This window comes from Colwellia maritima (assembly GCF_022669015.1).
Classification (GTDB): Bacteria; Pseudomonadota; Gammaproteobacteria; order Enterobacterales; family Alteromonadaceae; genus Colwellia; species Colwellia maritima.
On record NZ_JAKKSL010000006.1, the window covers coordinates 67,647 to 83,014 of the forward strand.

The following is a 15,368-nucleotide window of genomic DNA, read 5'->3' on the forward strand; positions in this document are numbered from 1 at the left end:
TCACTATACGTCAAAAGACGCAAATATATTTACACGATGAATTACAATAGGTTATACACATAAAACAACCATTTAAGTCATTTGACTATGTATAGTTAATTTTCTTTTTTAGTCTAAATCAAGTCTCTTGCCTGATGTTAGTTATTCAAAAAAACTTATTTTATAATGCGTAAAACACATAAAAAAGCATTCATTCGTTTACGGAATACAAGACCACATATCCAATAAATGCATATAACTTACAAAAAAAAAGAGGTAACGTTTTGAGCATTCAAATAATGAAGAAGAGTCTTCTAAAGATACTGCTAAGCCGGATAGCTTTGATACCAACCATATGTTATGCCGATTCAGCAGAACAAACTATGAACGCATGGCAACCTGAATATCCTTTAGTTATAACCGTACCTTCAAACCCTGGAGGTGGTTGGGATCAACTCGGTCGTTTCTTACAAAGATCAATTACTCAAGAAAAGCTATCACCAAGATCAATAGAAGTTGTTAATAAGGGAGGGGCCGGCGGAATAATTGCTTTAGCAGAACTTGTGTCTACTTTCGATGCCAATCCATACAAACTTATGGTTACAGGCTTTGGTATGACCGGCGCGTCAATTATGCATAATAGTGAGTTTAATTTGCAATCAACTACGCCAATAGCGAGGTTGACAGGTGAGTTTCAAGCTATAGGGGTCCCTTTCGATTCACCATTTAAAACTTTAGAAGATCTAATGGATGCTTTTAAAAAGGATCCCCAAAAAATAATCTGGGGAGGCGGTTCGGCTGGTGGTGCCGACCATTTATTTATAAATTTATTAGCAAATAAAATGGGAATAAATCCACAAGATATTAACTATGTTGCTTTTACAGGTGGTGGTGAAGCAACGGCCGCTTTAATGGGAGGTCAAGTTATTGCAGGTGTTTCTGGGTATTCTGAATGGGGTGGTGTTGTTGAAGCTAATCGTGTTCGTTTATTAGGGATATCTTCAACCACTAGAATTGTACACCCTGATATTACAACCTTTGCTGAAATTGGTATTGATGTAGATTTTCAAAATTGGCGAGCAATTGTTGCCGCTCCCAATATTACTAAAGAACAACGACAATATCTTATCAATTTAATAAGCAAAGCGAGAAATTCGGCTACTTGGGAAGACATTATCAAGCGAAACAACTGGCAAGACAGTTTTTTAACAGGCGATGATTTTACCCAGTTTATTATTAAAGACAGAAAACAAACTCAGTATATTGTAGAGCAAGGTGGTCTGGGGTCAGGAGGAGATGGATACGCTTCAATTGGCCCTTTCTTTTTCCCCTCAATTGCAGGTGGTGGTTTGCTTATTTGCAGCCTATTTTTATTGGTTAATTATTTTAAAAATCGACAATCACACACTGTGGTGAGTATAGAGAATATTTCTACAGATAATTTACATAAATTTTACCTTGCAAGTATAACCATTGCTTTGTATTTAGTGGGCTTAGCATACTTAGGGTTTATTTATGTTACGCCTATTTTCATTCCTATTATTTCAAGAAACCTTGGTTCGACCTCGATTAAACGAGACATTATTGTTGCCGTTATATTAACGGCTTTAATTACCATTGTTTTTGAACACTTCTTGAACGTTATCGTTCCTTAACCAAGGCTTATATTATGGACTCTTTTACTGATATTTTTACCAATATTACCAATGGTTTTGGTATTGCAGGCACACCTGAAAATTTAATGTACGGCATGATTGGGGTATTACTTGGCACTGCTGTTGGCGTGTTACCCGGCTTAGGCCCAGCTGTCGCCATTTCGTTGTTATTACCAATTACTTTTGGCATGGAGCCTATCTCTGCATTCATTATGTTTGGTGGTATATATTATGGTGCTATGTACGGCGGCGCCATTACCGCTATTTTAGTCAATACTCCGGGTTGTTCTTCGTCGGTCGTTACTACTTTTGACGGTCATCCTTTAGCGAAAAAAGGCCGAGCAGGTACGGCTTTATTAACGGCTATTATCGGATCCTTTATTGGAGGTACTTTCGCCACCGCGATGCTAATGTTAATTGCTCCTGCTTTAGTTGAATTATCGTTGTTATTTGGCCCGCCTGAATATTTTACATTGATGTTACTTGCCCTTGTGTTGGTTGCAACTATTGGTGGTACTTCTTTAACAAAATCATTATTTTCTACTTTTTTAGGTATCACTATTGCCATGATTGGTATCGATATGCAAACGGGAACAGCTCGACTAACCTTTGGTTTACCAGAGCTATATAGTGGCATAAATATCGTTTTGGCGGGTATCGGTTTATTTGCTGTTGGCGAGAGTCTTTGGGTATTATCGGGTCAGGATAAAAAAGATAATAGTCAGTTTGATACAACACAAACTAAGTTAGGTATGAGTTCAGCTGAGTGGATTCGATCTGGATTTGCCTGGCTTCGCGGAACAATTATTGGCTTTTTTGCCGGAATATTACCGGGCTCAGGAGGTACAATTGCAGCATTTATGGCTTATGGTATTGAAAAGAAGGTATCTAAACACCCAAAAAACTTCGGCCACGGTGCTGTTGAAGGTGTTGCTGCGCCTGAAGCTGCAAACAATGCAGCCGCAGGTGGGAGTATGGTGCCGTTGCTAGCGTTAGGTATACCTGGCTCAGCAACGACAGCAGTGATGTTAGTTGCTTTTCAAATGTATGGGTTACAACCAGGACCGTTACTTTTTCAAAACAGTGGTGATTTAGTCTGGGGATTAATTGCCAGCTTATATATCGCTAATATTTTATTAGTAGTCATTAATGTTCCTTTGGTTGGTTTATGGTCAAAATTACTCAAAGTTCCCTCAGGATTGTTATATTCGTCAGTTATTGTTTTCTCAATTTTAGGTGCTTACAGCTTAAAAGGTAGTATTAGTGATACGCTGATTGTTTTTGTGCTAGGTTTATTAGCATTTACGTTGAGACGATTTAATTTTCCTATTGCACCGGTTTTACTTGGTGTTGTATTAGGACCATTAATTGAACAAGAGTTTCGACGTTCTATTTCAATATCGGCTGGTGACTTCAGTATCTTCTTCACTAGACCAATAACGCTTACTTTTTTAGCTATTATCTCTGTATCAATACTCTCTACAGTGATTAAACATGTACAAAAAAGAAAGGCAGTATAAAAACAACTAGCTTAGATTTAATGGTAGGAAAGGTTATGTATTTAATTAATATATAGCCTTTTCTACCTTTCTAATAAAAACACTCTACTCAGCAATATTTCAAACTCACTGACTAAGGCGCCATCAAGTCTTCTAAAAAGTAAGCAGCAAGATCGCTTCGATTAGATAACGAGGATTTAGCATATATCGCTCCTGCTTGTTGCCTTACCGTCCGTTCACTCTTAGATCTCACTTCAGCAATCTCTTTAAACGTTAGACCTTTTAACAACATTAAAGCAATTTCCTTCTCTGTGGGGGTTAGTCCCCATTTAGCAAATTCATGCTCTATGTGTTTTGACAAACCATTCACTTTTTCCGCTAATTTTTCTTTATTCTGACGGTTTTCTTCTTCAATTTTTTTAAGATTATGTTGAAGTTTTTCTTCACGATTCTTATTTTTAGCTTTAATAATAAGAATCATGATTAATAAAATCACACAAACAATGGCGATATAACTTGCCCAACGATAAGGATTACGAAGCAAATTTTTGGTTTGTTTATCAAAGCTATTTTTAGCCACTGAGTCAGTTTTTTTAGCGGTAAACTTGCTACTTAACAGTGCTTGCTCACTGTTCAGGAAATCTAAGAATTTATCATCATCAATATACTTATTCTGCCAATGACTGTCTTTGATGATTTTTTGCCACATTGAATTTTTACTTAGGTTTTCAAATAATTCGCTTAATATGTGTTTTTTGCTTTCAGAGGTTTTAGTTGAAATGAAAACGCCATGCCAATCATTCATAGCAATATTAATGCCTACACTCGTTAATGTTGGAATATCTAAACCTTCAATCACCTCCTTTGAAGTAAGGGCAATAATTCTAATTTCTTTATCACTAATCGCTTGACTAAATTCATCTAATGTACTGATAGCCGCAGTGTAGTTACCAGAAATTAGTTGCTTTGCAACAGCTTGACCTCCTCCTGGAACCGGATGGTAATTTAACTCTTCAACGTCTAAACCCATTTCAACAAATAAATCTTTGAGAAAAACATTATCAACCGCTCCTGCTGATCCACCAATCCATTTGATCATTAAAGTATCGGTGCTTATTCCTTCAAGCAAATCATTAATATTTTCAATCGGTGAATTTTTTTCCACGGCGATCGCAAGAGGTTTACCTATTAAGCACGCTAAAGGGGTTGTTTGAAGTATTGAAACAGAAGAGTTGTTATATAAAGCCGCTCCCATCATTGAACGACCACCTAATAATATTGCATATTCTTCAGTAAAGACATTGTGAATAAAATGCGTTAAGGCTAAAACACCACCAACACCCACTAAATGTACAATGTCAATTTTCTTAACTAAACCACTTTGAAGCAATACATCATTAAGGGCATTCGCTGTATAATCATAGCCCCCATTTTCAGCTCCAGGAACATATATTGTAAGGTGTTCTATCGTTTCAGTCTTTTCAGTCTTTTCAGTCTTTTCAGATAAAGCATGTGTTGTGGAGATAGAATACCAAGAAAAAATTATAATTATTAGAAAAATAAGATTTTTAAGCATGTAATTATTTTTATTAATATTAAATACAAAGGATAACTTATAGTAGACAATGATTAGAGTTTGATTGCAATAGGGTGCTGACCAAATAATAAGCCTTAAAACTGCTTTATACAATGATGACAATTTTTCAGCCGGAGAATAAATTTATAAGAGATAATATTTAGATTAAATAAATACTAAAAGATGATTACTCTAATCTATTATTTAATTTAAATGGAACGCCAAAAACATTTATAGATAATACATTCATACTATTTCATTAAGTGCCCCAATGCGCCATAAAACTATTAAATATTTAGAACACAAATAATCATGTGAATCGAATGTCTGATTTCGGTGTTTCCAATCAAATTTAAGTATTGCTTTTTTAAGTTTAAAGATTGAATTTAACGCGTCTAGAAAATAGCAATAATTGACCAAACTAGTATGACTGTGCTTAGCTTAATAAGGCTTTAATCGCCGGTAAATCAACATTTTTTTCATCAACTTTTAGATAAGCAACAACAGGGTTATTTTCTAACTCGTTATTACTTGTATCTTCTTGAACCAGAGTTGCTTCTATAATACCAGGCATATTAATCAGCAGTTCAGACACTTCTTCAACTCGTTCTGCTATATGGATATTAGTGCTAAAACTAAAACTTTTCGATTTTTTTAACTTTTGCATGCCAAAACTTAGCATCAACCATATTAAGCTTATAAATGCCATCACTAAAAAGATACTGTGCTCGCCCAAGCGACTGGCAACAAAGCCACCAATAATACCACCAAGAAACGCACCTAAGAATTGACTCGTTGAATAAATCCCCATCACACTGCCTTTTACCCAAAGAGGCGCAATGCGTGATAAAATAGAGGGCATTGTTGCTTCTAAATAATTAAATGCTGTAAAAAACAACACCACTGAAAATATCAAACTGCCCAAGCCTGTTGGCAATAACCATAAGAAAAACAGAGCTAAACTCAATAATGCCACAGCACCACTAAACATCGGCTTTTCTTGCTGTTTTTTCATGGCAATAATCATAAACGGCACCATTAAAAAGAAAGAGCCGAGCAAGGTAGGTAAATATAATTGCCAATGATTCTCTAACGCTAAACCACTGGCAACAAATTGTTTTGGCAAGGTAACAAAACAGGCAGTTAATGCCATGTGTAAAACAAATACTCCCGCATTCAAGCGCGCTAATTGCGGATGACGAATAAGTTTAACTACTTGTTTTGGCAAAGCCACGTTATCACCACGAGGCGCTTTACTTACGGAATAAGGGACTATAAATTGAATCAAAATCATTGCAATAATGGTTAATAAAGCAGTAAACCAAAAGAGTCCACTTAAACCAAAGGCATCGGCAACAATCGGTCCTAAAATCATAGCCAAGGTGAAAGATAAACCAATAAACATTCCGATGGTTGCCATCACTTTTGGCCTTTGCTCTTCGCGGCTTAAATCTGCTGCTAATGCTAAAATAGCACTGGCAATAGCGCCCATACCTTGAATAGCTCGACCAATAACAACACCATAAATACTGGTGGAGAGGGCAGCAACCACACTACCAATAAGAAAAACGACTAACCCTGCTAATATCACAGGTTTTCGTCCATACTTATCAGATAATATTCCCATAGGTATTTGTAATAAGGCTTGTGTTAAACCATACGCACCAATGGCAAGACCTAACCATAAAGGGCTATAACCCGCTAATTGCTCGCCATAAATAGCAAACACAGGCAAAATCATAAATAGCCCTAACATTCGCACACCAAAAACACTGGCCAGTGAAAATGCCGCTTTTTTCTCAATACGGTTTAAACCTGAAACGCTCATGAAAATGTTTACCTAATAGAAAATAATAATGACAATGAAAACGGCGGTAGTTTAGCACGCAATTATCAGCAACAAAAACATCACAAAACAAACAACCTATATTAATATTGTGGCGACACTCGCAATCACAATCGAAAAGACAATATTCAACACTAAACCAAAGACGCATCATCTCTTTTTGTGGAATGTAACCGGAAGAGAACACAATTGCATTAGGCGGCGTAGCAACTGGCAACATAAAAGCACAAGACGCACATAAGGCGATAACCACCACGATCACAACGGGGGGTAAATTTAAATCAACCGCTACGGACATAAATAACGGTACCAGTAATGCGGCACTAGCAGTATTACTGACAAGCTCAGTTAAAAATATCACAAATAAACAAATAATTAATAATAACAACCACGTATGGTTAACAGGCAAATTACTACTAATAAGGTTAGCCAACCACATACTGGCACCAGAGGCTTTAAGTACGGCACTTAAGGTTAAGCCGCCACCAAATAAAAGTAGAATTCCTCAATTAGTTTTTTCAACAAAATCATCAAAGGGTAAACATTTTGATCCTGTTAACATGACAATGGCTAAAACAGCCAAAGCATTGAATCAAACCCAGAGCTAATACCGAAGGCCTCAGATAAAGGCGAGCTGAATATCCGGCCTAAAGCAGTAAAAGCAAAAATAATAATCACGGCATTTCGTTGCCAGTGGTAATCAATAGTATTGAGTGTAAAAGTAATGGAACGAGAAAAGGTAGGTCTAATGGTAAAGTATAAAAGAATAATCATTAATGGAAATAATATAGCAAACATGGGGATACCCCAACGTAACCAATCAGAAAAACTTAACCCTACTGCCGAAGCCGCTATGGCATTAGGCGGGCTTCCAATAAGCGTTACCATACCGCCTAAATTTCCTGAATACGCTAAACCTAATAAAACAAAAATATATAATTTTGGATTTTCAGTCACGCTCTGCCTTGATAACAACCCCAAGGCAATTGGCAACATTAACGCAATGGTAGCCGTGTTACTGATCCACATAGAAAGTATGGCCGTTGCTAAAAATAATAATAAAATAGCAATTAAGGGGCGCCCGCCTGCTAGCGATAACATTTTCAAGGCAAACAGCTGATCTAAGCCATACTTTTGTAAACTCGCAGCCAGTGCAAAACCTCCCATAAACAGAAAGATAACAGGACTAGCAAAGTTCTCAAAAGCCTCTGACGCAGGTAATAAGCCACTAACTAAAGCCATGACTGGAATTAACAAAGCGGTAGTACTAATAGGTAGTGCTTGAGATATCCATAACCAGGCAACTGTCACAAATATAGCCATACCTTGCTGCACTTGAGGCTCTGCATCAATAAATAAAAGAGCAGCAGCAAAAAGTATAGCCGCCAACAATAAGTTAATTATATTTTTTGTAAGCAAGTTGACGCCTTTAGAAACAATAATTTACTCATTAATATTTGAGTAAAAATAAAAAGTTAATTGATTATATTATAAATAAAAGAGTTTAATAACTGAACATCATTTTTTCTTTATGGCATAATACGCGGCTGTGGTTTTGCCAATGGATTAATAGACAAAAAATGAAAAATATTGACGTCAGAGGGGCACGTACCCATAACTTAAAAAATATTAGTTTAACGATCCCTCGCGATAAACTAGTGGTGATCACTGGCCTTTCAGGCTCAGGAAAGTCATCACTGGCTTTTGATACCTTATATGCAGAAGGGCAACGACGCTATGTTGAATCGTTATCTGCTTACGCACGCCAATTCTTATCATTAATGGAAAAGCCTGATGTAGATCACATTGAAGGGTTGTCACCGCCTATCTCTATTGAACAAAAATCGACGTCTCATAATCCACGTTCAACCGTAGGTACTATTACCGAAATTTACGATTATTTACGGTTGTTATATGCACGTGTAGGCGAACCTCGTTGCCCTACCCATCATCAACCGTTAGCCGCCCAAACAATCTCTCAAATGGTTGATAACGTACTAGCCCTTCAAGAAGGCACTAAAGTCATGTTGTTAGCGCCAGTACTGCAAGATCGTAAAGGCGAACACGTGAAATTGCTCGACAACTTAGCCGCACAAGGCTTTATTCGCGCTCGTATTGACGGTGAAGTATGTGATTTATCTGATCCACCACCGTTAGAATTGCATAAAAAACATACCATAGAGGTTGTCGTTGATCGTTTAAAAGTACGCCCTGATATTCAATTACGTTTATCTGAATCATTCGAAACTACGCTAGGATTAACCGCCGGCACCGCAAAAATTGCTTTTATGGATGAACCTAACAGAGAAGAGTTAATTTTTTCTGCTAACTTTGCTTGCCCGCATTGTGGTTATAGTATGCAAGAATTAGAGCCTCGACTTTTTTCATTTAACAACCCTGCCGGTGCTTGTCAAACCTGTGATGGCTTAGGCATAGAACAATTTTTTGATAGTAACCGTATTATTGCTAACGACGAGCTTAGCCTTGCCGGCGGCGCTATTCGCGGCCGGGACAAACGTAATTTTTATTATTTTCAAATGTTACAAGCCCTTGCTGAACATTATAAATTTGCTGTGGATATGCCATTTAAAGATTTAAGTGAAGAAGCACGTAAAGTCGTACTTTATGGCAGCGGGGAAAAAGAAATCGAGTTTAAGTACATGAACGATCGAGGGGATGTTGTACTCCGTAAGCATCCGTTCGAAGGCATCATTAATAATATGCAGCGCCGTTACAAAGAAACGGAATCAAATGCTGTACGAGACGAGCTTGCCAAGTACTTAAATAGTCAACATTGTCCTGACTGTAATGGTAGCCGTTTACGTTTAGAAGCACGTAATGTTTTCATCGATGATACCCCGCTAACAACGGTAGCTGAACTTGCCATTGCTGATGCCCTTGAATTCTTTCAAGGTTTAAAATTGACAGGACAAAAAGCCCAAGTAGCCGAAAAGATTTTAAAAGAAATCAACGAACGTTTAGGCTTTTTAGTCAATGTTGGATTGAATTACCTTAACTTATCTCGCGGAGCTAATACACTCTCTGGGGTGAAGCCCGCCGTATTCGCTTAGCAAGTCAAATTGGTGCCTTGGTTTAGTTGGTGTAATGTATGTGTTAGATGAGCCCTCTATTGGTTTACATCAACGCGACAATGAACGCTTATTAAGTACACTAGTTCATTTACGTGATTTAGGTAATACGGTGATTGTGGTTGAACACGATGAAGATGCTATTCGCGCAGCAGATTTTGTTATTGATATAGGACCTGGTCTTGGGGTACATGGCGGTGAAATTATTGCTCAAGGTACCGTAGATGACATTCTAGCATGTAAAGACTCACTCACGGGTAAGTACCTATCTGGCGTAGAGTCTATCGAAATACCCAAAAAACGTCATCCGTTTGATAAAAACAATGTGGTTGAGCTTCTTGGTGCCGCCGGTAATAACCTAAAAAATGTAGATTTAGTTATTCCTAACGGCTTAATGACTTGTATAACCGGCGTTTCAGGCTCAGGGAAATCAACGCTCATAAATGATACCTTGTATAAGCTCGCCCACATCGAGCTAAATGGCGCCACCCTTGATGAACCTTCTCCTTATAAATCTATTTCAGGTTTAGAGCATCTTGATAAAGTTATTGATATTGATCAGAGCCCAATTGGCCGAACACCACGCTCTAACCCTGCCACTTATACCGGTATATTCACCGCCATTCGCGATATTTTTGCGGCAACGCAAGAAGCGCGTTCACGGGGTTATAAACCTGGACGTTTTAGTTTTAATGTAAAAGGCGGTCGTTGTGAAGCCTGCCAAGGTGATGGCTTAATCAAAGTAGAAATGCACTTTTTACCTGATGTGTATGTGCCTTGCGATGTGTGTAAAAGTAAACGCTACAACCGCGAAACGTTAGAAGTATTATACAAAGGCAAAAATATTCATGAAACATTAGACATGACAATAGAAGATGCCTTTGAATTCTTCAATGCCATTCCTGCGGTAAAACGCAAACTGCAAACGTTACTTGATGTTGGTTTAGGTTATATCAAATTAGGTCAATCAGCGACTACCCTTTCGGGTGGTGAAGCACAACGTGTGAAACTATCTAAAGAACTGTCAAAACGTGATACAGGCCAAACGTTATATATTTTAGATGAACCTACCACAGGGTTACACTTTCATGATATTAAGCAATTACTCCATGTTATTCATCGTTTACGTGACCAAGGCAATACACTAGTAGTCATTGAACATAATCTGGATGTGATTAAAACGGCCGATTGGATAATTGATTTAGGCCCAGAAGGTGGTTCAGGCGGTGGAGAAATACTGGTCGCCGGCACACCTGAACAAGTGGCACAACATGAAAGTTCACATACTGCCCGCTTTTTAAAACCGTTACTCAAGTAGACTAACGGTCTAAAACCCACAAAAAAACTGCTATTAAGAACAATAAAAGAGAGGAGATTATCCTCTCTTTTACTTTATCTAACTTTATATTACTTTTTCGTGTATCACACCCCAAAATCTCCTATGATGAAGTAGTTAGCCCGCTTGCCATTGATTCGTAGAATCTTAATGCATTACAATAAAAATCAAAATACCTGAGTTTACTTATGATGATTCAAAATTCAAAACGACTAAGTTATCGCCTAATGGGCGAAGAAGATGCACATGCGTTATGGTCTATAGACCAAGACCCTGAAGTTATGCATTTTCTTAATGGTGGAACACCCAAAGAGTATGGAAAGTATTCATGAGATTTTTTTACCACGTATGCAAGCTTATAGAGATCCGGTAAAAGGCTTTGGCATTTGGCAAGTTTCTGACAAAGAAACAACAGAATATCTTGGCCGGATATTAATTCGGCCAATGGCTTTTTTTACCGACGAACCTGATTTTAACGATTTAGAGCTAGGTTGGCGCTTCTTCAAAAAAGCTTGGGGAAAAGGTTATGCAACGGAAGCAGCAATGGCGATAAAAGATGGTATTGCTACGCAAGCAGGTAGCCAATATGTTTCGGCTTTAGCAGTAGAAGATAATCTTGGTTCAATTGCTGTCATGAAAAAAATGGGCATGCAGTTTGTTAAAAAATACGATCATAAAGACCCTATTGGTGACTTTGTCGCCGTACACTACCAAATGAAGGTTAAATAGCTTATTCTGCAGATCGGTACACAATAATAAATTACACAATAATAAGGACTAAACTTCTGAATACTACACATAACACCCCCCAAAAAAACTACCCCAATATGTTTATATACTTGCTCGCTTTTACAAGTGGTTTTTGTATTATGGGGATCGAGTTATTAGGTGGTAGAATTCTCGCCCCCTTTTTTGGAAGTTCCGTACATATTTGGGGGAGTATCATTACCGTATTTATGCTTAGCCTATCCTTGGGTTATTTACTGGGGGGTAAATTATCTACGCGCTCTGCATCATTAGCCATTTACGGGCTCATTTTCTTATTTGCCGCCATTACTATTTTACCCATAGCCTTGTTTGGTCAGTGGCTAATGGAAACTGTGTTTCTCGCTATTGAAGATTCTCGTTATGGCTCTTTAGTTGCGTCAATGGTGCTATTTTTTATTCCCACGGTAATTTTAGGCATGTTATCCCCTTATTCTGTTCGCTTATTAGTTAAAAGCTCGCATGAGAGTGGACAAATCGCCGGAAAACTATACTTTATATCCACCTTAGGCAGCGCGTTAGGCACCATTGTCACCTCTTTCTATTTAATTTTATGGTTTGATATTAATGTGATTGTTTTCAGTTTTAGTGGTGTACTTGCCTGTTTAGGAATATGCGCTATTGTTATTCACAAGTCACTGCAATTAGAGCGTCTGGAGCCCAGTCATGTTTAAAATCATTGCTATCATTTTATCATGTATATTGCTGACTATGTCGTTAGCGAATGCTAAGGTTATCCACCAAGAACGCTCACTTTATCGTAATATTTTAGTCGAAGATAACGATGATTTACGTTGCTTAAAGTTTAATGTTAAAAGTAATAAAACCCAACAAAGCTGCTACTTAAAAAGTCAGCCACTACAATTAGTGTTCAACTATACTAAGTTACTCATGGCAAGCTTATTAGTTAATCCTGAGCCAAAGCGTATTTTAATTATTGGCCTTGGTGGCGGCACTATGTCAAATACCTTAGCGGCGCTTTACCCAGAAAGTGAAATAGATAATGTTGAGATTGATCCTGCCGTGATTAAAGTAGCGAGAGAGTATTTTGAGTTTGTTGAAAATAAAAAAATAAAAACCTATACCCAAGATGGTCGCATTTTTATCAAACGCGCTTTAATGAAAAAGCACACCTATGACTGGATTATTCTTGACGCCTTTAATGGAGATTATATTCCAGAGCATTTAATGACTAAAGAATTTTTAACCGAAGCAAAAACCTTATTAACCGATAACGGCGTTCTGAGTGCAAACACTTTTTCGTTAAGTAAACTATATGCTCATGAGTCGGCTACTTATAAGTCTGTATTCGGTCATTTTTATCAAGTTGCCAATAAAAAAATTCAAATCGCATAATTCTAGCCAAAAAAAATGGCTTTAGTGATGCGCCCATTATTAAAGATATTGTCGACAAACTTGATAAAGATTTATCCTTATATAATGTCGATATTAGATTACTGTATCAAAAAATGGTCAATACAAAAGACGAGCAAGATTGGCCAGAAAGCACGCGTGTACTAACGGACCAATTTTCACCTGCTAATTTATTAAATGTAAAATAGTGTTAAACTTAGCCAAAGGTCTAATTGGTTTATTTTGTCGACACTTTTATAGTGTTAGTATAAATTACAACTTATTAAGGGCATCTCATGAGCTTTACAGACCAACAACAAGAGGCAGTCAACTCAACAAAAACCTACTGGAACAAGCAATCTAAGCTTGTTTCGTGGTTTAAAGACCCCCAAACGACATTGTCGACAAATGATAATGGTCGGACAGATTGGTTTGCTGATGGCGAACTGAATACTAGCTATCTTGCCCTTGATTATCATATTGAACAAGGTCGCGGTGAGCAAGTTGCACTCATTTATGATTCTCCTGTCACAAATACTAAACAAACATTCACTTATCTTGAGTTAACGGAATTAGTTGCAAAATTTGCTGATGTACTGCAAAAGCAACACGTAGAAAAAGGCGATCGTGTCCTTATTTATATGCCCATGATCCCACAAGCCGCGATAGCAATGTTAGCATGTGCGCGGATTGGCGCCATTCACTCGGTGGTATTTGGTGGCTTTGCTGCAAAAGAGCCGGCTATCCGAATCAATGATGCTGAACCTAAAGTAGTGGTTAGCGCAAGTTGCGGTATCGAAATTGAAAAAGTAATTCCTTATAAACCTTTGCTTGATAATGCCATAGAGCTAGCAACACACAAACCAAGTAGTTGTATTATCTATCAAAGAGAGCAGTTAAGTGCACCAATGGATAGCGATAGAGACTATAACTGGCAAATATTAATGGATACTGCCAAAGGCATTGCTCCAGTAAAACTTAAAAGTACTGATCCCCTTTATATTTTGTACACCTCTGGCACAACAGGTAAGCCCAAAGGCGTAGTAAGAGACAATGGCGGTCATGCTGTTGCCATGCTTTATAGTATGAAAAACATCTATGGAATGAAAACTGGTGACACTTTCTGGGCAGCATCAGATGTTGGTTGGGTCGTTGGTCATTCTTATATTGTATATGCTCCATTAATGGTCGGTTGTAGTACTATTTTATATGAAGGTAAACCCATCAAAACTCCTGATGCAGGTGCATTTTGGCGCGCATGTGAAGAATACAAAGTCAACGCACTGTTTAGTGCCCCTACAGCATTTCGCGCAATCGCCAAAGAAGATCCTGACGGCTTATTAATGAAGGATTATGATTTATCTCATTTGAAACGTTTATACCTTGCCGGAGAACGTCTAGATCCGGCGACTTACCATTGGTTAAGCGAAAAGTCACAACTGCCTGTTATTGATCATTGGTGGCAAACAGAAACAGGCCGGGCAATTGCTAGTACACCATTTACAGATGACGATTGTGCTGAATTACTGCCGACAAAAGCAGGCTCTGCCGGCTTCCCTGTGCCAGGTTTTAATGTCGAAATTTTAGATGCTTACGGTAAAGCCTTACCAAAGCAAATCATCAAGGCACTGTTGCCATTAAATTGCCAATGCCTCCCGGTTGTTTGGCAACCATTTATCAAGATGAAGAGCGCTTTAAATCTAGCTATTTATCAACTCATCCTGGCTATTATGTTACAGGTGATGGCGGTTATATTGATGATCTTGGTTACTTATTCATTATGGGTCGAACTGATGATGTTATTAATGTAGCAGGGCATCGCTTATCCACGGGTGAAATGGAAGAAGTATTATCTGGTCATAGCGCCGTTGCTGAATGTGCAGTTATTGGTATTAACGATACGTTAAAAGGTCAAGTGCCTTTTGGTTTAGTCGTAATTAAAAATGGCATTACGGAAAGTGATGAAAGTTTAATTGCTGACTTAAAAGGGAAAGTCCGTGCAGAAATTGGCGCGATTGCTTCTTTAAAAGGGTTAATTATTGTTGAACGCTTACCTAAAACACGTTCAGGAAAAATATTACGTAAAACATTACGCCAAATGATCGATGGTCAACATATTGATATCCCGTCAACCATTGATGACCCACAAGTATTAGCGGAATTAACCCCAAGGTTAACGGGTATAACTAGCTAATATTTATCTTATATAAGGTTAGTTTTTTACAACAAAGGGGCAATGAATTACCCCTTTGTTACAAAAAAACATTAAA

Annotated in this window: 9 protein-coding genes and 3 pseudogenes; 8 read left to right on the plus strand and 4 right to left on the minus strand. The window is 37.8% G+C overall.

What is annotated here, in order from left to right; all coding sequences use genetic code 11:
* The first annotated feature begins 263 nt into the window (after positions 1-263).
* Both L3081_RS22900 and L3081_RS22905 read left to right on the plus strand, forming a co-directional pair.
* On the plus strand, positions 264-1,634 hold the full coding sequence (locus L3081_RS22900) for a tripartite tricarboxylate transporter substrate-binding protein (protein WP_242288585.1): 1,371 nt from the start codon (positions 264-266) through the stop codon (positions 1,632-1,634).
* Between the two features lie 14 nt (positions 1,635-1,648).
* Positions 1,649-3,154 carry a tripartite tricarboxylate transporter permease gene (locus L3081_RS22905; protein WP_242288586.1) on the plus strand — a complete coding sequence of 502 codons (1,506 nt, stop codon included), beginning with the start codon at positions 1,649-1,651 and terminating at the stop codon, positions 3,152-3,154.
* A 112-nt stretch (positions 3,155-3,266) separates the two neighbouring features.
* On the opposite strand, the gene L3081_RS22910 is transcribed toward L3081_RS22905, so the two are convergent.
* The 4 genes from L3081_RS22910 to L3081_RS22925 form a co-directional block, all read right to left on the minus strand.
* A complete protein-coding gene (locus L3081_RS22910; protein WP_242288587.1) occupies positions 3,267-4,709 on the minus strand; it encodes a tripartite tricarboxylate transporter substrate-binding protein in 1,443 nt (480 codons plus the stop codon).
* 436 nt (positions 4,710-5,145) lie between these two features.
* A complete protein-coding gene (locus L3081_RS22915; protein WP_242288588.1) occupies positions 5,146-6,537 on the minus strand; it encodes an MFS transporter in 1,392 nt (463 codons plus the stop codon).
* Complete coding sequence (locus L3081_RS22920; RefSeq protein ID WP_242288874.1) at positions 6,509-7,057, minus strand: SLC13 family permease; 549 nt, start codon at positions 7,055-7,057, stop codon at positions 6,509-6,511. The genes L3081_RS22915 and L3081_RS22920 overlap by 29 nt, the downstream gene beginning before the upstream one ends.
* Positions 7,058-7,125: 68 nt before the next feature.
* Positions 7,126-7,974: an SLC13 family permease gene (locus tag L3081_RS22925; protein ID WP_242288589.1), complete on the minus strand. Its 849-nt coding sequence runs from the start codon at positions 7,972-7,974 to the stop codon at positions 7,126-7,128.
* A 161-nt stretch (positions 7,975-8,135) separates the two neighbouring features.
* Between L3081_RS22925 and uvrA the strand changes: the two are divergent.
* The 6 genes and pseudogenes from uvrA to L3081_RS22955 all read left to right on the plus strand — a co-directional run bounded on the left by uvrA (position 8,136) and on the right by L3081_RS22955 (position 15,292).
* A pseudogene (uvrA, locus tag L3081_RS22930) lies at positions 8,136-10,962 on the plus strand (excinuclease ABC subunit UvrA).
* A gap of 206 nt (positions 10,963-11,168) precedes the next feature.
* Positions 11,169-11,312 carry a GNAT family N-acetyltransferase gene (locus L3081_RS22935; RefSeq protein ID WP_242288590.1) on the plus strand — a complete coding sequence of 48 codons (144 nt, stop codon included), beginning with the start codon at positions 11,169-11,171 and terminating at the stop codon, positions 11,310-11,312.
* Positions 11,296-11,709 carry a GNAT family N-acetyltransferase gene (locus L3081_RS22940; protein WP_242288591.1) on the plus strand — a complete coding sequence of 138 codons (414 nt, stop codon included), beginning with the start codon at positions 11,296-11,298 and terminating at the stop codon, positions 11,707-11,709. The genes L3081_RS22935 and L3081_RS22940 overlap by 17 nt, the downstream gene beginning before the upstream one ends.
* A gap of 98 nt (positions 11,710-11,807) precedes the next feature.
* The gene (locus L3081_RS22945; RefSeq protein ID WP_242288592.1) at positions 11,808-12,419 is read left to right on the plus strand and encodes a fused MFS/spermidine synthase; all 612 of its coding nucleotides are present in this window, start codon (positions 11,808-11,810) and stop codon (positions 12,417-12,419) included.
* Positions 12,412-13,307: pseudogene (locus L3081_RS22950) on the plus strand (spermidine synthase). Before L3081_RS22945 ends, L3081_RS22950 begins: the two are co-directional and overlap by 8 nt.
* An 87-nt stretch (positions 13,308-13,394) precedes the next feature.
* Positions 13,395-15,292, plus strand: a pseudogene (locus L3081_RS22955) (AMP-binding protein).
* Positions 15,293-15,368: the final 76 nt, after the last annotated feature.

Bases quoted from the DNA above. Each gene is read 5' to 3' on its own strand.
- L3081_RS22940 (WP_242288591.1), top strand. From the start codon at position 11,296: ATGGAAAGTATTCATGAGATTTTTTTACCACGTATGCAAGCTTATAGA.
- L3081_RS22915 (WP_242288588.1), bottom strand. From the start codon at position 6,537: ATGAGCGTTTCAGGTTTAAACCGTATTGAGAAAAAAGCGGCATTTTCA.
- L3081_RS22935 (WP_242288590.1), top strand. From the start codon at position 11,169: ATGATGATTCAAAATTCAAAACGACTAAGTTATCGCCTAATGGGCGAA.
- L3081_RS22945 (WP_242288592.1), top strand. From the start codon at position 11,808: ATGTTTATATACTTGCTCGCTTTTACAAGTGGTTTTTGTATTATGGGG.
- L3081_RS22905 (WP_242288586.1), top strand. From the start codon at position 1,649: ATGGACTCTTTTACTGATATTTTTACCAATATTACCAATGGTTTTGGT.
- L3081_RS22910 (WP_242288587.1), bottom strand. From the start codon at position 4,709: ATGCTTAAAAATCTTATTTTTCTAATAATTATAATTTTTTCTTGGTAT.